The organism is Actinoplanes awajinensis subsp. mycoplanecinus (assembly GCF_001509495.1).
Classification (GTDB): Bacteria; Actinomycetota; Actinomycetes; order Mycobacteriales; family Micromonosporaceae; genus Actinoplanes; species Actinoplanes palleronii.
Genome location: NZ_LLZH01000306.1, coordinates 12,459 through 33,514 on the forward strand (window position 1 = coordinate 12,459; position 21,056 = coordinate 33,514).

Genomic DNA, 21,056 nt, shown 5'->3' on the forward strand with positions numbered 1-21,056 from the left:
TGCGCTCAGCGGCAAATCAATCGCCCGGGCGGCCTGGCACTGACACCATCGACCCCGTGCTGCTCACCGTGACGACCACCCACCGGCCCGCGACCGACCTCGGCTACCTGTTGGTCAAACACCCCGGCAAGGTGCACTCGTTCGACATGCCCACCGGTACGGCGTACGTGATGTACCCGGAGGCCACCGACGACCGGTGCACCGCCGCTCTGTTGCTGGACGTCGATCCCCAGCGACTACGCGCCCGCGCCGACTCCTTCGAGCTGAGCCAGTACGTCAACGACCGCCCCTACGCCGCCTCCAGCCTGCTCGCCAGCGCCCTCGCCAAGGTCTTCCGGACCGCCCTGCGGGGTGCCTCGAAGGACCGCCCCGAGCTGGCCGCCGAGGCCATCCCGCTGGAGATCCGGGTGCCGGTGCTGCGCGGCAGCGCCGAGCTGGTCACCCGGCTGTTCACCCCGCTCGGCTGGGCGGTGACCGCCACACCCATCCCGCTGGAGGAGGAGGTCGGCGGCGGCGACAGCCGGTACGTCGACCTGGCCCTGGCCGGCACGCTCCGGCTCGCCGACGCGCTGAACCACCTCTACGTGCTGCTCCCGGTGCTCGACGACGGCAAGCACTACTGGGTCGCCCCGGACGAGATCGAGAAGCTGCTCCGCTCCGGCGCCGGCTGGCTCGCCGGCCACCCGGAGAAGGTGCTGATCGCCCGTCGCTACCTGGCGCACCGCAAGTCGTACGCGACCACCGCGCTGACGCTGCTCGACGCCGACCAGCCGGTCAGCGAGGAGGAGGCCGAGCTGCCGGTGGCCCGCAAGGCGCCGCTCGCCGGGCAGCGCCGGGACGCGGTGCTGGCCGCCCTGGCCGAGGTCGGCGCGACCCGGGTGCTCGACCTCGGCTGCGGGCCCGGCGCGCTGCTCACCGCGCTGATCAAGGACACCCGGTTCACCGAGATCGTCGGGGCCGACGTCTCCTCGCGGGCGCTCGACCAGGCCGCCCGCCGGCTCCGGCTGGACCAGATGTCCGAGCGGCAGCGCAACCGGATCACGCTGATCCAGACCGCGCTGACCTACCGCGACGCCCGGCTCAGCGGGTACGACGCCGCGGTCCTGATGGAGGTGATCGAACACGTCGACCTGCCCCGGCTGCCGGCCCTGGAGGCCAGCGTGTTCGGCCGGGCCCAGCCCGGCGCGGTCGTGGTGACCACCCCGAACGTCGAGTACAACGTGCACTACGAGGGCCTGACCGGCATGCGGCACTCGGACCATCGCTTCGAGTGGACCCGGGCCGAGTTCGCCGGCTGGGCCGAGGGTGTCGCCGAGCGTTACGGCTACACGGTGACCATCCGCGGTGTCGGCGACCTGGACGAGACCACCGGCGCACCCACCCAGCTCGCCCTCTTCCGCAAGACCGAAACCACGACGGAGGTGACCGCATGATCGACATTCCTGAGCTCAGCCTGGTCGTGCTCGTCGGCATCTCCGGATCCGGCAAGTCGACGTTCGCCCGCACCCACTTCGCGCCGACCCAGGTGCTCTCCTCGGACTTCTTCCGGGGCCTGGTCGCCGACGACGAGAACGACCAGTCCGCCTCGGCGGCCGCCTTCGACGTGCTGCACTACGTGGCCGGCAAGCGGCTGGCGGCCGGCCGGCTGACCGTGGTGGACGCCACCAATCTGCAGTCGCACGCCCGCGCCGGGCTGATCGCGGTGGCCCGGGAGCACGACGTGCTGCCCGTGGTGATCGTGCTGGACGTGCCCGAGTCGGTGGCCTGGGACCGCACCCAGGCCCGGCCGGACCGCTCCTTCGACCGGCGGGTCCTCACCCGGATGCAGCGTGACCTGCGGCGTTCGCTGGGCCAGTTCGCCCGCGAGGGTTTCCGCAAGGTGCACGTGCTGCGCGGCGAGGAGGAGATCGCCGGCGCCGAGATCCGCTACGAGAAGCTGTTCAACGACCGGCGCGACGAGCACGGCCCGTTCGACATCGTGGGTGACGTGCACGGCTGCCGCGCCGAGCTGGAGACGCTGCTCGGCACGCTGGGCTGGGAGCTGGTCCGGGACGAGGCGGGCCGGCCGGTCGACGCCACCCACCCGGAGGGCCGCACCGCGGTCTTCGTCGGCGACCTGGTCGACCGCGGCCCGGACTCGCCGGGTGTGCTGCGCCTGGTGATGGGCATGGTCGGCGCCGGCCACGCGATCTGCGTGCCGGGCAACCACGAGCAGAAGCTGGCCCGCAAGCTGGCCGGGCGCACCGTCCAGCTCACCCACGGCCTGCCGGAGACCCTCGAACAGCTGGCCGCCGAGCCGGAGGAGTTCGTCCACCGGGCGAAGGCCTTCATCGACGGCCTGGTCAGCCACTACGTGCTCGACGACGGCAAGCTGGTGGTGGCGCACGCCGGGCTCAAGGAGGCGTACCACGGGCGGGCCTCGGGCCGGGTGCGCAGCTTCGCGCTCTACGGCGAGACCACCGGCGAGACCGACGAGTACGGCCTGCCGGTCCGTTACCCGTGGGCGCAGGAGTACCGCGGTTCCGCCGCCGTCGTCTACGGCCACGTGCCGACCACCCGTCCGGAGTGGATCAACAACACCATCTGCCTGGACACCGGCTGCGTCTTCGGTGGCGCGCTGACCGCGCTGCGCTGGCCGGAACGCGAGCTGGTCGGCGTGCCGGCGGCCAAGGAGTACTACGCCCCGATCCGCCCGCTGACCACGGTCGAGACCGAACCGGACCGCGGTCTGGACATCGCCGACGTCACCGGACGCAAACACCTGGAGTACGGATACGGCCGGACCACCGTCCCGGCCGAGAACGCCGCGGCCGCGCTGGAGGTGATGGGCCGGTACTCGATCGACCCGGAGACCCTGATCTGGCTGCCGCCGACGATGGCGCCGTGCTCCAGCTCGACCGTCGACGGATACCTGGAGTACCCGGCAACGGCCTTCGCCGACCTGCGCTCGGCCGGCGTCGACCAGGTGGTCTGCGAGGAGAAGCACATGGGTTCCCGGGCCGTGGTCCGGATCTCGGCGTCCGGCGTGGGTGACTCGATCTGGACCCGGACCGGGCGGCCGTTCTTCGCACCGGAGCTGCTCGAGCCGCTGCTGGCCCGGGTCCGCGTCGCGGTCGAGCCGATCCTGGCCGAGCTGGAGACCGACTGGCTGCTGCTCGACACCGAGCTGCTGCCCTGGTCGGCGAAGGCCGGCGGCCTGATCCGCGACCAGTACGCCGGGGTGGGCGCGGCCGGCCGGGCAGCGCTGCCGGCGGCCCTGGCGGTGCTGGACCAGGTGGCCGCCCGGGACCTGGACGTCAGCGCGCTGCGTGACCGGATCGAGCTGCGCTCCGCGGAGATCGACGGCTACTCGGCGGCGTACCGGGCGTACGTGAAGCCGACCGACGGCCTGACCGGGGTCACCCTCGCGCCGTTCGCGGTGTTGGCCGGCGCCGGTGTGTCGTACGCGGCCAAGGACCACGGCTGGCACCTGGCGATCGCCGATCGTCTGGTCGCCGCGGACCCGGAGCTGTTCACCCCGACCCGCCGGTTCGTGCTCGACCTGGCCGACCCGGCCGCCGAGGCGGAGGCCACCGACTGGTGGCTGGCGCTGACCGGTGCCGGCGGCGAGGGCATGGTGGTGAAGCCGTACGCCGGTCTCGCCACCGTGAGCGCCAAGAACCGGCTGGTGCAGCCCGGGGTGAAGTGCCGTGGCCGGGAGTACCTGCGGATCATCTACGGCCCCGAGTACACCCGGCCGGAGCAGCTCGACCGGCTGCGGCAGCGCAACCTGGGCCGCAAGCGGAACCTGGCGCTGCGTGAGCACGGGCTGGGCCTGGCGGCGCTGGACCGGCTGGCCGAGGGCGCGCCGTCCTGGCAGGTGCACGAGCTGGTCTTCGCGATCCTGGCGGCCGAATCGGAACCGGTGGACCCGCGCCTGTGACGGTTCGTCCCGGATGCCGATCGATCACCCGATCGGCATCCGGGCACACGCCGCGTGACGGGGAGGTTTCCCCCCGGCAAGCACAAGGTATCCACAGCAGTCGTACAGGTTGGGGCTACCGTCGGGCCGGTACCCTGGCTCATCGTGGACATCCGTGCGCTCACCGAGCAGCTCGCCTTCAACCCGATGGACCCGACGGACCTGATCAACACCTTCGGGACGTACGGCGTGTGGGCCATCCTCTTCGCGGAGACCGGCCTGCTGGTCGGCTTCTTCTTCCCCGGTGACTCGCTGCTGTTCCTGGCGGGTATCGCGGCCTCGCCGGTGGCCGACGCCATCTTCGGCCCCGGCACCCAGATCTCGTTGCCGGCCCTGCTGATCGGCGGGCCGATCTGCGCGATCGTCGGCGCCCAGCTCGGCCACTGGCTCGGTGCGAAGTACGGCCGCAAGATGTTCGAACGCCCCGACTCGAAGCTGTTCAAGCGCGAGTACGTGGAGAAGGCCGAGTACTACTTCCAGAAGTTCGGCCCGGCCAAGGCCGTGGTGCTGGCCCGGTTCATCCCGATCGTGCGGACGTTCCTGAACCCGGTGGCCGGCACTCTCGGCATGTCGGCCCGCCAGTTCCTGCTGTGGAACGTCGTCGGCGCCGTCCTCTGGGTCGACGGCGTGCTGCTGATCGGTTACCTGCTGGCCAGGAAGATCTACGACGCGATCGGCGACAAGATCGACCACTACATCCTGCCGGTGGTCGTGCTGATCGTGCTGATCTCGGCGCTGCCGATCCTCATCGAGATGCTGCGCGAGCGGAAGGCCAAGCGGAACGGCACGCACCAGGGCCCGCAGGCGTCGGCCGCGGTCGGCGTGGTCGCCGCGGCGAGCATCGCCGGTCTCGCCGAGGCCGTGACCCACCACGTCGAGGACGACGAGGACCCGAACCGCCGCCCGCGTTCACACCGCGCCTGATCACGTCCACCACACGGCCGGTCCCGGATCCCGGGGCCGGCCGTTGTGCATCCCCGATGACCTCGCGGTATCGGCTGGCTCTCAGGGGTGCCTCCGGCTGCCGGAGGCACCCCTGAGAGCCAGCCGAGGTCCTGCGGCGCCCGGCAGGGCCCGGAGACGACAGGCGCCCGGCAGGGCCCGGAGACGACAAAAGCCCGCAGCTGCGGATGGCAGCTACGGGCGGATCGGGAAGACGCATTCCAGCCGGCCCTAGGGGACGGCCGGCTGGCCGCGTCAGTGCGTTTCCGTCTAGACCGAGACGGCAGCGGAACCCGCGAGCCGGTTCAGAAACTCTTCCGGGCAGTCCCGGAGGTGCTCCAACCGGCCTGCGGCCAGTGCTTGGTAAGTCATCGCGGCCGCTTCCTCGAGGTTGCGGGCGCGCTTGTGTGCCAACTCCACCGTGTCACCCATCACCACACAGCCATGCTGGCTGAGCACCAGGCAGTCGGTGCCGTCGGCGGCCATCGCCGCGGTCATCGCGGCGAGTTCGGTCGTGCCCGGCAGCCGGAACGGCACGGTGGACACGCGGCGCAGGTAATACGCGTGGTCCGTGGTGACGATCCGGATGTGTTCGCCGAGCGCGTCGAGCAGCAGGGCCGTCTGCGGGTGCAGGTGCACCACGGCGTTCACGTCCGGCCGTGCACGGTAGAGCGCGAGGTGCAACGCCAGCTCGCTGGACGGTTCGATCCGCGGCGGCGGCAGAGCACCGATCACCGCGGCTTCACCGTCCGTGACACGAACCGGCGCGAAGCTGGCCCGGCTGAGCCGGTCGAGCCACGCACCACTCGCGGTGATCCAGATGGCTTCCTCATCGGGAATCCGGGCGGAGAGATTTCCGCCCGAACCACAGACAAGACCGGCCTGGACCACGTCGTAACCCACGTGTGCGAGCTGATCACGCAGATCACCCGGGACGTAGTTCACCCGTTCCTCCTCGAATGCCAGGGGTGGCCAGGGGAAGAGGTCCTCGGCCTGGCGTCACGCCCCCATGTTTCAGTGACGCCAGGCATAACCACCGATCAGCGAGCCTTCTTGGTCGCCCGCTTACGAGGCGGGGTCAACAGGTCGGCGATCGTCGCGATAGCAGCCGGCACGAGGCGGTAGTACGCCCACACACCGCGCTTCTCCCGCTCCAGCAGGCCAGCCTCGGTCAGGATCCGCAGGTGGTGACTCACAGTCGGCTGTGAGAGACCCAGCGGCGCGGTGAGGTCGCAGACACACGCCTCACCGTCCGTTGCGGACTGGATAAGGCTCAGCAGCCGCAGCCGAGCCGGGTCGGCGAGCGCCTTAAGCACTCCCGCCAGGCGCTCGGCGTCAGCGCGTTCAATCGGCTCACCGGCAAGCGGCGAGATCTGAGGCATAGTCATTTCCGCCAACGCAGTTCCCACGATCTCCATCCTTCCACCAACTGCATCGATTCTCCTGCATGTGAGCAGGGACGAACCGGTTAACTTTCAGGCCGTAAGGCCGAGATCGATCGCCGTGTCGGTCGACCGCCGGCGCGGGCCGGAGCCCCGTACCGCACCACCCATCCGATCAACCTTTCCGCCGACACCGACTTCGGTCTCTGCCTCCTGCAACGCCTCAGCCGCCATCTGGTCGCTACCCATCCGTGTCGAGGTCTCGATCCCCTTCTCGGGAGTGAGCCAACCCACATTGTCAATTCATCGATTGTTTCGTTCACCGATCCAGAACGATGACTCAACACGGAACGCGTCTACATCATCACGCCACGCTGCGCGATCAACGGGTTGCTACGCGCCTCACGACCCGATGAAAGCACGACACCACGCTGCGCGACGGTCAATTCAGTGATGAATTTACCCAGGTCGTGCCGTGCATCCATGACATCGAGCGTACTGGCTTGAAGGAAACCGGAATCTTTCGCCCCGCCGGGACGAACGGAACTATTGACCCAGTGCTCTACATGACTCTGTAAAGAAGGTTTACCGATGGCTCATCGGCCCTCAACCTTTCCGGCGACCATAGATGCAGCTCAAAGCAGGTAACACCGTCACGGTACCCATCCATGCCTCAAGATGACCTGGTAGCCGCGCTGTGAGAGTGCTGTGAACCACGGTATTCACGTTTGTCCGACTGGGGAAAAACACCCACCGGATGGCCGATCTACTGCTATCCGGACAGCCGATCGGGTGACGCCTTGGGAAACCGTCTGTACCCGTTCGAGTGACCCACAGTCGTCGATACGGAACCGGATCTAGGAGTTCTTCGGCAAGGTCACTCGGACGGTCGACGCCAGTATTCGTCATCGAAGCCAGGCGCGGGCGGGTTCGCGGCCGGATCACCCGGTAGCGGCACGGCACCGTGCGGCCCCTGCCCACCGTGCGTAGTCGGCGGAACGGCCGGCGGGTTTCCGGAACCCTGCGTCACATCGCCTGACGATCGCCCGGCGGCGCCCGAGGGCCCTTCCGGGACACTCCCGAACGCGCTGCCAGGGGATGCGCCAGTCGGCAACCCGACTGGCTGGGCACCGGCCGGCGGGTACCCGGTGTGCGACACCGGCGGCTGCCAGCCGGTGTGGGAAACCGGCGGGACGAACCCCTGCGGGCCGGTCGGCGCGTATCCGGACGGCCCGGCCGGCGGATAGGACATTCCCGGAGTCACTCCATAGGGCGCCTGCGGCTGGTACCCGTAGGGCGCGGCCGGGGCCCCGAAGGAGCCAGGAGCGCCGGATGACGCCGGCTGCGCGCCAAAAGGCGCACCCGACGGAGCACCCGAAGGCCCACCGAAAGAGGTACCGAACGGCGCGGCCGAAGCCGGGGCGTGGCCGAAGAACGGCCGCGGCGCGGCCAGCAGCATCGCGCCGACCGCGAGATAGGCGAGCACCTGCAGACCGGAGACCACGGCGTTCAGGCCGATCCACCCGTCCGGGTACGCCGAGCCGAGCGCCTCGCCGAGCGAACCCGGCACCGGGTCGCCGGAGCGCTGCACGAGCACCGAGACGAACGAGGCCAGCCCGCCGATCCCACCCAGCACGCAGACCACCAGAGCGACGATCCGGGCGACCCGGCTGCCCCGGCGCAGCCCCAGGCCGAGCACCACGAAGAGCGCGAACGACAGGATCGCCAGCACCGCGGCGAGCGCGGCGACCAGCCAGATCACCGACACGTAGTTCTCCGCGGTGTCACCGGTGGCCGCGTCCCGGAAGCGGTTGACCGTGCCGGGCGCGATGGCGACCGCGGCGACGGCGTAGACCAGGCCGGCCGCGCCCATCAGCCAGAGCAGGGCGGACGCGGACGACACCGCGGGTGGGCGCGGTGCGCCGCCGGGCGGCGGCACGGGCGCGGTGACGGGCGGCAGGGCGGCGTACGACATCGATGGCTCCCGCGGTGGTCGGCTGGCACGAACGCTATCGCGTACCCGGGTCGTGACGTGGGCGTACCCGGGCGGCCTGTGGATAAAGCGAACCGGCCCGCCGAGGAGGGGCGGGCCGGTCCGGGACGTACGGATCAGATCGGGTTGTGCGGCGGCCGCTGCTCATCGGTGGGTGAAGAGGGCGGCGGCGACGCGGGCGGCTGGTCGGCCGGCGGTGAGGACTGCGGCGCGGCCGGCGGCGCGGGTGACGCCCACGGGTCGCTGGCCGGCCCGTGCTCGGACGGCGGCCCGTGCGGAGCGGCCAGCGGGTCGGACGGCGGCGAACCGTAAGCGGCGCCCGGGTCGGACGGCGGCGGATACCCCGGCTGCCCCGGATAGGCCGACCCGGGATACGCCTGCCCGGGGTACTGCTGCCCAGGGAACTGCTGCCCGGGGAACTGCTGCCCGGGGAACTGCTGCCCCGGCTGCGGCTGGCCCGGATAGGGCTGCCCCGGCTGCGCGTACGGGTCGTACCCGGCCGGCGCCCCGTAGGACGGCGGCCCGGACGGCTGCTGCCCCGGATACGGCGGCAGACCCGGCGCCGGCTGCCCCGGCTGCCCGTATCCCGGGTCCTGAGCACCCGGCTGCTGCCCGTAGGGCCCCGGGTACGGCTGGCCGTACGCCGGCTGCTGCGGGTACCCGGTCTGGTACGGGTTCCACCCGGCCACCTGCTTGCGGAAGAACCGGTTCGACGCCGGCACCGACAGCAGGATGATCACCACGATCAGCGACGCCAGCGCGAACAGCGTGAACAGCACCGCGACCGACGAGAACCAGCCCGGCACCACGTCGTTGAGGCGCGCGTCCAGCTCGCGCTGGGTGGGCAGCCGCTGCGAACCGGAGCCGTCGTCGACCGCCTCGGCGAACCGGGTGATCAGGATGACCGCCATGTACGGCAGGACCACCGAGCAGCACATCAGGACACCGGAGAAGATCCAGGTGATCACCCGGGCCGGCTGCTTGCCGCGCAGGTTGAAGACGCCGAGGATCACCATGCCGACCGCGATGATCCCGTACAGAATGATCATCACTACCGAGAGTGTCGCCAGCGCGCTGCCGAAGCTCTCGAAGTCGGTGCCGGCGTAGGCGTCGTCGTAGATCGGCGCGGCCTTGTCGAACACCGAGAAAGCGATCATCGCGAACACGACCTGGACCGCGGCGACCACGAAGAGCAGCACGGATGCGATCGTCACGGTGATCGGCCGGTGAGGCGGCGGCGCCGTGGGGTACGGCGCTGAATATGTGGGAACGGTCACGGGGTCCTCCTCTAGATCCATTCACGGTATCGGTCGGAGGGCATGTCCCGCGACCGGCACGCACGCTGCGCAACGCTGTGGCAACATCGGGCAACGATGGTTCAGACGGCCCGCACAGGGTCGCTCGTTCGAGGGGCGACATCGTTGGACGCCAACACCTAGACTTCCAGCCGTGGCGTCCGGTAGGCACCAGAGACCTCCGGTGACGCCCACTGCCCGCACGAGTCGCCCGCCCCGCTCATTGATCGCCGGGGCCGAGGCAGACCGTTTCCGGGCACTCTTCCGATTGCGCAGGCCGCGTGACCACACCGCGGCCGCCCCAGACCTGACAAGGACCGGTGAGTCCCATGCCCCACGCCGACACTCTGACCGTCGTTCACCATGACGACACCCGCACCCGTTTCACCGACGTCCGGTATCAACTGCACCGCGACGGGATCAGAATCTGGTCCGCGGACGGCGAGCACGCCATCACGGACATTCTGATGACCCAGGCCTATCGGCACCGGCAGTCGGACTCGTAACACCCAGGCAGGCGAACGGCCTCGAGGATGAACTCCTCGAGGCCGTTCCGCATTTCCGGGCTCAGAGGCCGCGGCGGACCGCCAGACCGTCCTTCGCCGAGCTCAGCTCGACCACCACGGTGTCGCCGTCCTGGATCTCCCCGGCCAGCAGCGACTTCGCCAGCAGGTCACCGATCGTGGCCTGGATCAGCCGGCGCAGCGGCCGGGCGCCGTAGATCGGGTCATACCCGTGCTCGCCGAGCCAATCCACCGCGTCGGGGTTCACCGCGAGGGTGAGCCGCCGATCGGCGAGCCGGGCGCGCAGCCGCGCGAGCTGGATGTCCACGATCGCGGTCAGGTCGTTCCGGGTGAGCGCGTGGAACACCACGATGTCGTCGAGCCGGTTCAGGAACTCCGGCTTGAAGTGCGCCCGGACCGAGGCCAGCACCTCGTCGTGCCGCTCCTCGTCACTCATCGTGAAATCGGAATTCGACGACCCCAGGTTCGAGGTCAGGACCAGGATCGCGTTCCGGAAATCGACGGTACGACCTTGGCCGTCGGTGAGCCGCCCGTCGTCGAGCACCTGCAGCAGCACGTCGAAGACGTCCGGGTGGGCCTTCTCCACCTCGTCCAGCAGCACCACGCTGTACGGCCGGCGGCGCACCGACTCGGTCAGCTGGCCGCCCTCCTCGTACCCGACGTAGCCGGGCGGGGCACCGACCAGGCGGGCCACCGAGTGCTTCTCGCCGTACTCGCTCATGTCGATCCGGACCATCGCCCGCTCGTCGTCGAAGAGGAAGCCGGCCAGCGCCTTGGCCAGCTCGGTCTTGCCGACGCCGGTCGGGCCGAGGAACAGGAAGCTGCCGGTGGGGCGATCCGGGTCGGCGATACCGGCCCGGGACCGGCGGACCGCACCGGCCACCGCGGCCACCGCCTCCCGCTGGCCGATCACCTTGGCCTGCAGCGACTCCTCCATCCGGAGCAGCTTGGCGGTCTCGCCCTCCATCATCCGACCGGCCGGGATGCCGGTCCACGAGGAGATCACCTCGGCGATGTCGTCCGCGCCGACCTCCTCCTTGACCATCGGCGGCTCGGCGTTCTCCTCCTCCGACTCGGAGGCGACCTCGATCTCCTTCTCCAGGCCCGGGATCACCTCGTAGAGCAGGCGGGAGGCCTGCAGCAGGTCGCCGTCGCGCTGGGCCCGCTCCTGGGCGGCCTTCGCCTCGTCGAGCTGCTTCTTCAACTCACCGACCCGGTTCAGCCCGCCGCGCTCGCGTTCCCACCGGGCGTTCAGCGCGGTCAGCTCCTCCTCGCGGTCGGCCAGGTCGCGCTCCAGCCGGTCCAGCCGGGCCACCGACGCCGGGTCGGTCTCCTTGTCGAGCGCGAGCTTCTCCACCCGCATCCGGTCGACCTGCCGCTGCAGCTGGTCCAGCTCGACCGGCCGGGAGTCGATCTCCATGCGGAGCCGGGAGGCCGCCTCGTCGATCAGGTCGATCGCCTTGTCCGGCAGGAACCGCTCGCTGATGTAGCGGTCGGAGAGGCTGGCCGCGGCGACCAGCGCGGCGTCGGTGATCTGCACCCGGTGATGGGCCTCATACCGCCCCTTGAGCCCGCGCAGGATGCCGATGGTGTCCTCGACCGTCGGCTCGCCGACCACAACCGGCTGGAAGCGCCGCTCCAGGGCCGGGTCCTTCTCGATGTGCTCGCGGTACTCGTCCAGCGTGGTCGCGCCGACCATCCGCAGCTCGCCGCGGGCCAGCATCGGCTTGAGCATGTTGCCGGCGTCCATCGAGCCCTCGCCCTTGCCCGCGCCGACCACCGTGTGCAGCTCGTCGAGGAACGTCACCACCTGGCCGTTCGAGCTGCGGATCTCCTCCAGCACGCTCTTGAGCCGCTCCTCGAACTGGCCGCGGTACTGCGCGCCGGCGACCATCGCGCCGAGGTCGAGCGAGACCAGCTTCTTGTCGCGCAGCGACTCCGGCACGTCGCCGGCCACGATCCGCTGGGCCAGGCCCTCGACGATCGCGGTCTTGCCGACACCCGGCTCGCCGATCAGCACCGGGTTGTTCTTGGTGCGCCGGGAGAGCACCTGCACCACCCGGCGGATCTCGGTGTCCCGGCCGATGACCGGGTCGATCTTGCCTTCCCGGGCCAGGGCGGTCAGGTCGACGCTGTATTTCTCCAGCGCCTTGTAGGTCTGCTCGGGATCGGCGTTCGTCACCTTGCGGTCACCGCCCCGCACCTGCGGGAACGCGTTGACCAGGATCTCCTCGGCGGCGCCGGCGTCCTTGAGCGCACGGCTCACCGCACCGCCGGAGCGGGCCAGGCCGGCCAGCAGGTGCTCGGTCGAGATGTACTCGTCGCCGAGCGGCTTGGCGATCAGCTCGGCCTCGCCGATCGCGTTGACGAACTCGCGGGACAGACTGGGCTCGGCGGTGCTGGACCCCCGGGCGCTGGGCAGTTGCTCGACGGCCCGGGCCGCGGCCCGGCGGACGTCCGCCGGGTTGGCGCCGACGGCGCGCAACAGCGCGGGTGCGGTGGACCCGGCGGTGTCGAGCAACGACAAAAGCATGTGCCACGGTTCCACCGTGGCGTGGCCGCTGCGAGCGGCGTTGGCCACCGCGCCGGTGATCACGTCGCGGCTTTTCGTGGTCAAACGTTCGGCGTTCATGAGCTCCCCTGATCGGCTTCCCACCGGGTGTAACCCAACAGACTTGAGCGTAATTCACTCAACTTTAACTCGCTCGGGAAAGTACCGGGTGATGGACACCACCGTCGAGAGCGCTCTCCCAGCATCAGCCGTAACGTACGGATCGTGACGCGCCTCCTGTCGCGGCGGCTGCTCCCGCTCGGCTTCATCTTTCTCGCCTCCGGGGTCGCGACCGCGGTGGTCGGCCCGTTCCTGGGCATGTTCCTCAGCACCGAGGTGCACGCCAGCCCGCTTCAGGTCACCGTGTTCCTGATCGCCGCGGCACTCTCCGGCGTGACCATGTCACACGTGATCGGCCGGTTCTCGGACCGCCGTCCGATCCGGCGCACCCTGCTCATCGCGGCCGCCCTGGCCGGCTGCGCGGGTGCCGGTCTGACCTCGGTGGTCCGCGACTACTGGCTGCTGCTCGCGCTCACCGTCACGGCCACCGCGATCGCCGGGTCGCTGTATCCGCAGTCCTTCGCGTACGCCCGGCAGGTGCTGCAGAGCGAGAGCCCGGCCCGGGCCGCGATGGGCATCAGCACGCTGCGCACGGTCTTCTCGATCGCCTGGGTGGGCGGTCCGCCGCTGGCCGCCATGCTGTTGGACGTCGCCGATTTCCGGTACGTCTACGGCACCGCCGCGGTGCTCTACCTGGTCGCCGCCCTGATCACCACGCGCTGGCTGCCCGCGATCGAGGCGCCCGCCCCGCCACCGAAAGGCACCCAGGGCGACTTCAAGCCACCCCGTTCGATGTACGTGATCATCGCCGGGTTCACCCTGCTCACCACGACGATGGTGCTCGGCGTGCAGGTGATGTCGCTCTACGTCAGCACCGAGCTGCACGGCACGGTCGGCGACGCCGGCCTGGTCCTCGGCCTGTGCGCGGCGCTGGAGATCCCGCTGATGCTCGGCTTCGGCGCGCTGAGCACCCGGATACCGGTACGACGGCTGATCCTGCTCGGCGCGGTCTGCGCGGTCGGCTATCAGGCGCTGGCCGCGACCGCCCAGTCGGTGTGGATGCTGGCCGGCGCCCAGGTGCTCAACGCCATGTTCATCGCGGCGAACTCCGGGCTGGGCATCTCGTACGTGCAGGACATGATACCGCTGCACCCGGGCCGGGCGACCACCATGTTCACCAACACGTTCCCGATCGGGCAGATCCTGGCCGCCCCGCTCTTCGGCCTGGCCCAGCAGTACGACTACCGCCTCGCCTACGTGCTGAGCCTGGTCCTCGCCGTGCTCGGGCTGATCCTGCTGCTGGTGGCCAGACCGCCGCACCGCACGGTCGCCAGCCCGCTCCCGGAGGTACCCGCCGAGCAGGCTTGAGCTGCTGCGACGAAAGTCACCCGGTACGGGCTAACGTGGAGATCGTGCGCGTACGGGTGGAACAGACTCCGCTGCCGGGTATCGGCGTTCGACACGACCTGGTCACCTCCTCCGGTCGTACGGTCGGGGTGGTCTCGCACCGCAACGGTCGCCGCGACCTGGTGCTCTACGACGTCGACGACCCGGATTCCTGCCTGGCCTCGATCCCGCTGACCGACGACGAGGCGGAGGCCCTGGCCGACGTCCTCGGCGCGTCGCTGATGCTGGGCCAGCTGGCCGGGCTGCGTCAGCAGGCCGCCGGACTGCTCACCGAGCAGATCGCGCTGCCGGCCGGTTCACCGTTCGTCGGCCGCCAGCTCGGCGACACCCGGGCCCGCACCCGCACCAGCGCGTCGATCGTGGCGGTGCTGCGCGACCGCGAAGTGATCCCCTCCCCCGGACCCTCCTTCACGTTCGAGGCGAACGACGTGGTCGTCGCCGTCGGCACCCGCGACGGCCTGGACGGCGTCACCGCCATCCTGGCCGGCAACACCGACTGAGGGTTCTCACGTGCATTCGACGACGGTCTTGCTCATCGAGATCGGCGCACTTCTGTTCGGCCTCGGCATGCTGGGCCGGGTCGGCCGCCGGTTCGGGCTCTCGCCGATCCCGCTCTACCTGCTGGCCGGGCTCGCCTTCGGCCACGGCGGGCTGATCCCGCTCTCGGCCAGCGAGGACTTCATCGGGATCGGCGCACAGATCGGCGTGATCCTGCTCCTGGTCATGCTGGGCCTGGAGTACTCCGCCGACGAGCTGGTCGGCAACCTGCGCGCGGCCGCGCCGGCCGGCCTCGTCGACATGCTGCTGAACGCGCTGCCCGGCGCCGCGTTCGCCCTGCTGCTCGGCTGGGACGTGAAGGCGGCCCTGGTGCTGGCCGGGATCACCTGGGTCTCGTCCTCCGGGGTGATCGCCAAGGTGCTCGGCGACCTGGGCCGGGTGGGCAACCGGGAGACGCCGGTGATCCTCTCGGTGCTGGTCATCGAGGACCTGGCGATGGCGTTCTACCTGCCGATCGCGACGGCGGTGCTGGCCGGCGCCGGCCTGCTGGGCGGGCTCAGCACGCTCGGCGTCGCGGTGGTCACGGTGGTCGCGGTGCTGGTGGTGGCGATCCGGTACGGCGGCACGATCAGCCGGTTCATGTCGGTGAAGGATCCGGAGGCGCTGCTGCTCAGCGTGTTCGGCCTGACCCTGTTCGTGGCCGGGGTGGCCGCCGAGCTCAAGGTCTCCGAGGCGGTCGGCGCGTTCCTGGTCGGCATCGCGCTCTCCGGTCCGGTCGCGCACCACGCCACCGAGATGCTGTCGCCGCTGCGGGACCTGTTCGCGGCGGTGTTCTTCGTGTTCTTCGGGCTCTCCACCGATCCGGCCGACATGCCACCGGTACTGCTGCCGGCACTGGGCCTGGCCGTGCTGACCATGCTGACCAAGGTGGCCACCGGGTACTTCGCCGCGCGGCGGGCCGGGATCGCGCTGCCCGGCCGGCTCCGCGCCGGGCTCGCGCTCACCCCGCGCGGTGAGTTCTCGGTCGTCATCGCCGGGCTCGCGGTCGCGTCCGGGGTCGAGCCGAAACTCGCTCCGCTCGCCACCGCGTACGTGTTGATCACCGTGGTGACCGGTCCGATGCTCGCGCGGCTCCCGGACTACGCCTGGTTCAAGAATGTGATCCGCCGTCGGATGGCCGCCCAGCGTGCGACCGCGAAACCACTGCCCAGCATCGATTGACGCGCGGTGTGAGCTGAATAACTATCGAGCGAGCTGAAAGTTACTGCCGAGTATCTGAATGTGAACTCTTGACACTTCCGTTCATCGGGTGATCGCGCTAACGTTGCGCCGCGACAACTCTCTGTGTTGGGACGTTCGACACTTGCGACTGACGGTGTGATCTCGGTCGCGGGCGAACGGGTGAATAAGGCGGCCAGCGTTGAGCGTGCGAGAGGCGACATTCATCGGGTTCGGCAACCCGGTCGATCCCCGGCCGGGCGAGATCGAATCGTGGGCCTACCACCCCGAAGCGGTACCCCTGAGCGCGATGCCACGGGACTGGGATCTTCTGATCTCCGGCGACGTGCTCGGGCCGACATTGTTCGAACTGGCGATGGACCGGCAGTGCCCGGCCCGCCGGTTTGCGCAGCACTGCATGTACATCTACGCGGCGGACGGTGTCCGGCAGAACGCGAGCAGCCAGCGCAAGCGGCGGCTCAAGAAGTTCGTGGAACGCGCCGAGGAGGTCGGCGACGAGCCGATGCAGATCTGGGCGCACAACTGCCGGGTCCTGATGACCCGGCCGGAGTTGTTCGACCACCATGACTGGATGGAGGGCGGCCTGGTGCGTAACCCGCGTCGGCTCGGCCTCTTCAACCGACGGTAATCAGTCGGTCACTTCAAGCAGTAACGGCGGCCCCTTCATCTGAGGGGCCGCCGTTCACTTGTCCGGAGAGCGGCGTGGGCGCCACACGACGAGCGCCGTGGAGTGGGTCTCCTGACGCACCAGGTCCCGCCCGGAGTACGGACTGATCGCTTGCAGCTGGGCGATCCGCGCATACGCGTCCTCCAGCTGGTGCTCCAGGTCGGCGACCCGTTGTTGCAGGTCACCGACCATCTGTTCGAGGCCGATGATGCGTTTTATGCCGGCCAGGTTGACGCCGTCCTCCTGGCTCAGCCGCTGCACCTCGCGGAGCAGCGCCACGTCCCGTTCGCTGTACCGGCGGCCACCGCCGCCGGCCCGGCCGGGTTGCACCAGGCCGAGCCGGTCGTACTGACGCAGTGTCTGCGGGTGCATGCCGGCCAGCCGGGCGGCCACCGAAATGATCAGGACCTTCGCGTCGGAGGCCTGTTCCACCGAGATGCTGATCTCTTCATACATGTGCCACCTCCGGAAACGTCCTATCCGGTCTTACGCAAGCGCGCTTCGAGCCGCTCCCGCCCCGCGGACGGGGTCAGCTTGGCGAACTGCTCCAGCGCCTCGCGCGCCTCGCCGGTCACGCCGGACGGGATCTGCACCTCGACGGTGACGATCAGATCGCCCGCCTGACCTTCCTTGCGAGCCACACCCTTGCCCCGGGCCCGCAGCTTGCGGCCGCTCGGCGTGCCCGCCGGAACCCGCAGGGTGACCGGATTGTCCAGGGTGGGCACGCGCAGGTCGGCGCCGAGGACGGCCTCGGCCAGAGTGATCGGCACGGTCAGCGTGAGATCGTCGCCGCTGCGCCCGAACAGCTCATCCGGACGCACCTTGACCTGCACGTACAGGTCGCCGGCCGGGCCGCCGCGGTCGCCCGGTTCGCCGCGGCCGCTGAGCCGGATCCGCTGCCCGTCGGCCACACCGGCCGGGAAACGGACGTTGATCGTGCGGGTCTTGGTGACCCCGCCGGTGCCCCGGCACTCCGGGCACTTCTCGTCGACGATGCTGCCCGAGCCCTGACAGTCACGGCACGGCTCGGAGAAGCTGAACGAGCCCTGGTTGCTGGAGATCAGGCCGCTGCCCTGGCACTTCGGGCACAGGCGCGGGGTGGTCCCGGGCTTGGCGCCGTTGCCGTGGCAGGTGTCGCACGCCCCGGGGGTACGCAGGCTCAACGGCAGCGTGGTGCCCCGCACCGCCTGCGCGAAGTCCAGCGTCACCTCGGTCTCCACGTCCCGGCCCCGCTGCGGGCCACGCCGCCCGGCCGGACCGCCGGTGGCGCCACCACCGGAGAAGATCGAGCTGAAGATGTCGGAGAACCCGGTGCCGCCGAACCGCCGGTCGGCGCCGCCGCCACCCGCGGTGGCCCCACCGGTGAACCCGTTGAACAGGTCGTTCGGGTCGAACTGGCCCCCGCCGGCACCGGGCCGGCCGGCGCCACGACGGAAGTTCCCGGCACTGAACAGGGAGCGCATGTCGTCGTACTCTTTGCGCTTCTTGTCGTCCGAGAGCACGTCGTACGCCTCGGACGCGGCCTTGAACTTCTCTTCCGCTTCCTTGTTGTCCGGGTTGCGGTCGGGATGCAGGTCGCGGGCGAGCTTCCGGTACGCCTTCTTGATCTCGTCGGCAGGGGCGGACTTGGTCACGCCGAGAACGGCGTAGAAGTCCTTCTCCAGCCAGTCCTTCGAGCTCATCCGGCCTCCCTCCTCGACTGACGGGTAGCGCCCCGCCCGCCGGTGAACCGGCGGGCGGGGCAGGACTTCAGGCTCACTCCGGGTCGGCGACAGCGACCATCGCCGGGCGCAGCAGCCGCTCGCCCAGCGTGTATCCACGGCGCATCACGTCGACGCAGGTCGGCTCCGTGACGTCCGCGGACGTCTGGTGCGCGACCGCCTCGTGACGATTCGGGTCGAACGGGTCGCCCTTCTCGCCGAACGCCACCAGGCCGAGCTTGCCGGTCGACGCGGTGAGCTGCTCCGCCACCGAGGCGAACGGCCCGACCAGGTCACCGTGCTCACGGGCCCGGTCGATGTCGTCGAGCACCGGCAGCAGCGCGGTCAGCACGGCACCGGTGGTCTGCTCCGACGCCACGCTCCGGTCGCGGTCGACCCGCTTGCGGTAGTTGGCGTACTCCGCCGTCACCCGTTGCAGGTCGTGGGTGCGCTCGTCGAGCTCGTTGCGCAGTGCCGCCACCTCGGAGCCCAGACCGGGCTTGGCGTCCTCGGCCACCGGGGTCTCGTCCTCCTCGTCGGGGGCGCGATGTGCGCCACCCGCCTTGCCCGGCTTCTTCGGGGAAGTCTCTTCGGTCGTGTCGATCTCGCCCTGGATGACTTCCCGCTCGGTCGTCTGACCGTCGTTGTCGTCGTCCGTGGCACTCACTTCTTGTCGTCCTCCACGATCTCGGCGTCCACGACGTCGTCGCCGCCGCCGGCCGCCGGGCCCGTACCGGTCGCGCCGCCGGGCGCGCCGGCGCCGGCCTCGGGACCGGCCTGCGGGGCCTCACCCTGCGAGTAGAGCAGCGAACCGGCCTCCTGGGAGACCTGGGACAGCCGCTCGTGCGCCGCCTTGATCTTCTCGATGTCGGTGCCACCGAGCGCGCCACGCAGCTCGCCGAGCGCCTCGCCGATCTTGTTCTTGCTGTCCTCGGGGAGCTTATCGCCGCTCTCCGCCAGGAACTTCTCGGTCTGCCACTGCAGCTGCTCGGCCAGGTTGCGGGCCTCGGCGTCGTCGCGACGCTTCTTGTCGTCGTCCGCGTGGTCCTGAGCGTCGCGCATCATGCGCTCGATGTCTTCCTTCGGCAGCGCGGAGCCGCCGGTGATCGTCATCTTCTGCTCCTTGCCCGTGCCCAGGTCCTTGGCGGACACGTGCACGATGCCGTTCGCGTCGATGTCGAAGGAGACCTCGATCTGCGGAACGCCACGCGGGGCCGGCGCGATGCCGCTGAGCTCGAAGGTGCCGAGCTTCTTGTTGTACGCCGCCATCTCGCGCTCACCCTGGTAAACCTGGATCAGCACGGAGGGCTGGTTGTCGTCCGCGGTGGTGTAGACCTCGGAGCGGTGCGCCGGGATGGTGGTGTTGCGCTCCACCAGCTTGTGCATGATGCCGCCCTTGGTCTCGATGCCCAGCGACAGCGGGGTGACATCGAGCAGCAGGACGTCCTTGACCTCGCCCTTGAGCACGCCGGCCTGCAGAGCGGCGCCGACCGCGACGACCTCGTCCGGGTTGACGCCCTTGTTCGGCTCGCGGCCGATCAGGCCGTTGACCAGCTCGGTCACCGCCGGCATCCGGGTCGAGCCGCCGACCAGGATCACGTGGTCGATGGCGGAGAGCTTGACGTCGGCGTCCTTGATCGCGGACTCGAACGGGCCCTTGCAGCGGTCGAGCAGGTCCTGCGTCATGCGCTGGAACTCGGCCCGGGACAGCGAGGTGTCCAGGTGCAGCGGGCCGTTCGCCCCGGCCGTGATGTACGGCAGGTTGATGCTGGTGGTGGTCGCCGCGGACAGCTCGATCTTGGCCTTCTCGGCGGCCTCGCGCAGACGCTGCAGGGCCATCTTGTCCTGGGACAGGTCGATGCCGTGCTCGCCGCGGAACGTCTTCACCAGGTGATCGATGATCCGCTGGTCCCAGTCGTCGCCGCCCAGGTGGTTGTCGCCGGAGGTGGACTTCACCTCGATGACGCCGTCGCCCAGCTCCAGCAGCGAGACGTCGAAGGTGCCGCCACCCAGGTCGAAGACCAGGACGGTCTGCTCCTTGGTGCCCTTGTCCAGCCCGTACGCCAGGGCGGCGGCGGTCGGCTCGTTCACGATCCGCAGCACGTTCAGGCCGGCGATCTCGCCGGCCTCCTTGGTCGCCTGACGCTGGGCGTCGTTGAAGTACGCCGGGACGGTGATCACCGCGTCGGTGATCGTCTCGCCCAGGTACGCCTCGGAGTCACGCTTCAGCTTCATCAGCACCCGCGCGGAGATCTCCTGCGGGGTGTACTTCTTACCGTCGATGTCGATCGACCAGTTGGTGCCGACCTCCCGCTTGACCGAGCGAATCGTCCGGTCCGGGTTCGTCACCGCCTGGCGCTTGGCGACCTCGCCGACGAGCACCTCACCGTTACGGGCGAAGGCCACGATCGACGGCGTCGTCCGGGAGCCCTCCGCGTTGGCGATGACGGTGGGCTCGCCTCCTTCCAGAACGCTGACGCAGGAGTTCGTGGTGCCGAGGTCGATGCCGACCGCACGTGCCATGGTGTTCCTCGCTTCATTACCGGCTGTGTCGTACGAGCGTGAGTCCGTACAGGGTTGAGTGGAACCGACTCAATGATGCCACGCGTCTGCCAAACGGCAAATCGAAGTTGAGTCGAAGGGACGCAAGTCGAGCGTCGCACGCCCGCACCATGCGAAATCACCTACATACCTGTCCGGTCACGGCATACCGGTACCCGTTGCTCGCTCTGGATAGATCGTGCACGCTTTATCCGTGACGACGCCCGGAGACGCGGTCGGTCCGTCGGCCCTATCCGCCGTCCCCGCCGCATCGAGTGAGAAACACCAGGTCACCA

At 69.8% G+C, this 21,056-nt stretch carries 18 protein-coding genes; 8 read left to right on the forward strand and 10 right to left on the reverse strand.

What is annotated here, in order from left to right; all coding sequences use genetic code 11:
* The first annotated feature begins 56 nt into the window (after window positions 1-56).
* The 3 genes from ADL15_RS37595 to ADL15_RS37605 all read left to right on the forward strand — a co-directional run bounded on the left by ADL15_RS37595 (window position 57) and on the right by ADL15_RS37605 (window position 4,885).
* Window positions 57-1,433 carry a 3' terminal RNA ribose 2'-O-methyltransferase Hen1 gene (locus tag ADL15_RS37595; RefSeq protein ID WP_067701739.1) on the forward strand — a complete coding sequence of 459 codons (1,377 nt, stop codon included), beginning with the start codon at window positions 57-59 and terminating at the stop codon, window positions 1,431-1,433.
* Window positions 1,430-3,922: a polynucleotide kinase-phosphatase gene (locus tag ADL15_RS37600; RefSeq protein ID WP_067701741.1), complete on the forward strand. Its 2,493-nt coding sequence runs from the start codon at window positions 1,430-1,432 to the stop codon at window positions 3,920-3,922. The genes ADL15_RS37595 and ADL15_RS37600 overlap by 4 nt, the downstream gene beginning before the upstream one ends.
* Window positions 3,923-4,066: 144 nt before the next feature.
* Window positions 4,067-4,885 carry a DedA family protein gene (locus ADL15_RS37605; RefSeq protein WP_067701743.1) on the forward strand — a complete coding sequence of 273 codons (819 nt, stop codon included), beginning with the start codon at window positions 4,067-4,069 and terminating at the stop codon, window positions 4,883-4,885.
* A gap of 288 nt (window positions 4,886-5,173) precedes the next feature.
* Here the strand turns inward: ADL15_RS37605 and ADL15_RS37610 are convergent, their stop codons facing one another.
* The 5 genes from ADL15_RS37610 to ADL15_RS37630 all read right to left on the reverse strand — a co-directional run bounded on the left by ADL15_RS37610 (window position 5,174) and on the right by ADL15_RS37630 (window position 9,492).
* Window positions 5,174-5,848: a class II aldolase/adducin family protein gene (locus tag ADL15_RS37610; RefSeq protein WP_067701746.1), complete on the reverse strand. Its 675-nt coding sequence runs from the start codon at window positions 5,846-5,848 to the stop codon at window positions 5,174-5,176.
* A 95-nt stretch (window positions 5,849-5,943) separates the two neighbouring features.
* Window positions 5,944-6,321, reverse strand: a complete 378-nt coding sequence (locus tag ADL15_RS37615) for an ArsR/SmtB family transcription factor (RefSeq protein ID WP_067701749.1) — start codon at window positions 6,319-6,321, stop codon at window positions 5,944-5,946.
* Between the two features lie 320 nt (window positions 6,322-6,641).
* The gene (locus ADL15_RS56660; RefSeq protein ID WP_269748420.1) at window positions 6,642-6,770 is read right to left on the reverse strand and encodes a hypothetical protein; all 129 of its coding nucleotides are present in this window, start codon (window positions 6,768-6,770) and stop codon (window positions 6,642-6,644) included.
* 392 nt (window positions 6,771-7,162) lie between these two features.
* A complete protein-coding gene (locus tag ADL15_RS37625; protein ID WP_067701755.1) occupies window positions 7,163-8,260 on the reverse strand; it encodes a hypothetical protein in 1,098 nt (365 codons plus the stop codon).
* 134 nt (window positions 8,261-8,394) lie between these two features.
* Entirely contained in the window at window positions 8,395-9,492 is a 1,098-nt protein-coding gene (locus tag ADL15_RS37630) for a hypothetical protein (RefSeq protein ID WP_067701757.1), read from the reverse strand.
* A 410-nt stretch (window positions 9,493-9,902) separates the two neighbouring features.
* On the opposite strand from ADL15_RS37630, the gene ADL15_RS53500 reads away from it, so the two are divergent.
* Entirely contained in the window at window positions 9,903-10,079 is a 177-nt protein-coding gene (locus tag ADL15_RS53500; RefSeq protein WP_198171185.1) for a hypothetical protein, read from the forward strand.
* Window positions 10,080-10,140: 61 nt separating this feature from the next.
* Here ADL15_RS53500 and clpB read toward each other — a convergent pair whose 3' ends face one another.
* Complete coding sequence (gene clpB / locus ADL15_RS37635) at window positions 10,141-12,729, reverse strand: ATP-dependent chaperone ClpB (protein ID WP_067701759.1); 2,589 nt, start codon at window positions 12,727-12,729, stop codon at window positions 10,141-10,143.
* Window positions 12,730-12,873: 144 nt separating this feature from the next.
* On the opposite strand from clpB, the gene ADL15_RS37640 reads away from it, so the two are divergent.
* From ADL15_RS37640 to ADL15_RS37655, 4 genes are all read left to right on the forward strand, one after another.
* Window positions 12,874-14,076, forward strand: coding sequence for a sugar efflux transporter (locus ADL15_RS37640; protein ID WP_067701762.1), 1,203 nt, complete (start codon window positions 12,874-12,876; stop codon window positions 14,074-14,076).
* A 44-nt stretch (window positions 14,077-14,120) separates the two neighbouring features.
* Window positions 14,121-14,615, forward strand: coding sequence for a cation:proton antiporter regulatory subunit (locus ADL15_RS37645; protein ID WP_067702153.1), 495 nt, complete (start codon window positions 14,121-14,123; stop codon window positions 14,613-14,615).
* 10 nt (window positions 14,616-14,625) lie between these two features.
* The gene (locus ADL15_RS37650) at window positions 14,626-15,834 is read left to right on the forward strand and encodes a cation:proton antiporter (protein WP_067701768.1); all 1,209 of its coding nucleotides are present in this window, start codon (window positions 14,626-14,628) and stop codon (window positions 15,832-15,834) included.
* Between the two features lie 199 nt (window positions 15,835-16,033).
* Entirely contained in the window at window positions 16,034-16,480 is a 447-nt protein-coding gene (locus ADL15_RS37655) for a hypothetical protein (RefSeq protein ID WP_067701771.1), read from the forward strand.
* A gap of 54 nt (window positions 16,481-16,534) precedes the next feature.
* On the opposite strand, the gene ADL15_RS37660 is transcribed toward ADL15_RS37655, so the two are convergent.
* The 4 genes from ADL15_RS37660 to dnaK form a co-directional block, all read right to left on the reverse strand.
* On the reverse strand, window positions 16,535-16,975 hold the full coding sequence (locus tag ADL15_RS37660) for a heat shock protein transcriptional repressor HspR (protein WP_067701774.1): 441 nt from the start codon (window positions 16,973-16,975) through the stop codon (window positions 16,535-16,537).
* A gap of 20 nt (window positions 16,976-16,995) precedes the next feature.
* Window positions 16,996-18,201, reverse strand: a complete 1,206-nt coding sequence (gene dnaJ, locus ADL15_RS37665) for a molecular chaperone DnaJ (RefSeq protein WP_067701777.1) — start codon at window positions 18,199-18,201, stop codon at window positions 16,996-16,998.
* A 73-nt stretch (window positions 18,202-18,274) separates the two neighbouring features.
* A complete protein-coding gene (gene grpE, locus ADL15_RS37670) occupies window positions 18,275-18,886 on the reverse strand; it encodes a nucleotide exchange factor GrpE (protein ID WP_067701780.1) in 612 nt (203 codons plus the stop codon).
* Window positions 18,883-20,742: a molecular chaperone DnaK gene (gene dnaK, locus ADL15_RS37675; protein WP_067701783.1), complete on the reverse strand. Its 1,860-nt coding sequence runs from the start codon at window positions 20,740-20,742 to the stop codon at window positions 18,883-18,885. The genes grpE and dnaK overlap by 4 nt, the downstream gene beginning before the upstream one ends.
* Window positions 20,743-21,056: the final 314 nt, after the last annotated feature.

Excerpts from the sequence above, each read along its gene's own strand:
- clpB (WP_067701759.1), bottom strand. The coding sequence starts at position 12,729 with ATGAACGCCGAACGTTTGACCACGAAAAGCCGCGACGTGATCACCGGC.
- dnaJ (WP_067701777.1), bottom strand. The coding sequence starts at position 18,201 with ATGAGCTCGAAGGACTGGCTGGAGAAGGACTTCTACGCCGTTCTCGGC.
- ADL15_RS37600 (WP_067701741.1), top strand. The coding sequence starts at position 1,430 with ATGATCGACATTCCTGAGCTCAGCCTGGTCGTGCTCGTCGGCATCTCC.
- ADL15_RS37615 (WP_067701749.1), bottom strand. The coding sequence starts at position 6,321 with ATGGAGATCGTGGGAACTGCGTTGGCGGAAATGACTATGCCTCAGATC.
- dnaK (WP_067701783.1), bottom strand. The coding sequence starts at position 20,742 with ATGGCACGTGCGGTCGGCATCGACCTCGGCACCACGAACTCCTGCGTC.
- ADL15_RS37625 (WP_067701755.1), bottom strand. The coding sequence starts at position 8,260 with ATGTCGTACGCCGCCCTGCCGCCCGTCACCGCGCCCGTGCCGCCGCCC.
- ADL15_RS53500 (WP_198171185.1), top strand. The coding sequence starts at position 9,903 with ATGCCCCACGCCGACACTCTGACCGTCGTTCACCATGACGACACCCGC.
- ADL15_RS56660 (WP_269748420.1), bottom strand. The coding sequence starts at position 6,770 with ATGGATGCACGGCACGACCTGGGTAAATTCATCACTGAATTGACCGTC.
- ADL15_RS37660 (WP_067701774.1), bottom strand. The coding sequence starts at position 16,975 with ATGTATGAAGAGATCAGCATCTCGGTGGAACAGGCCTCCGACGCGAAG.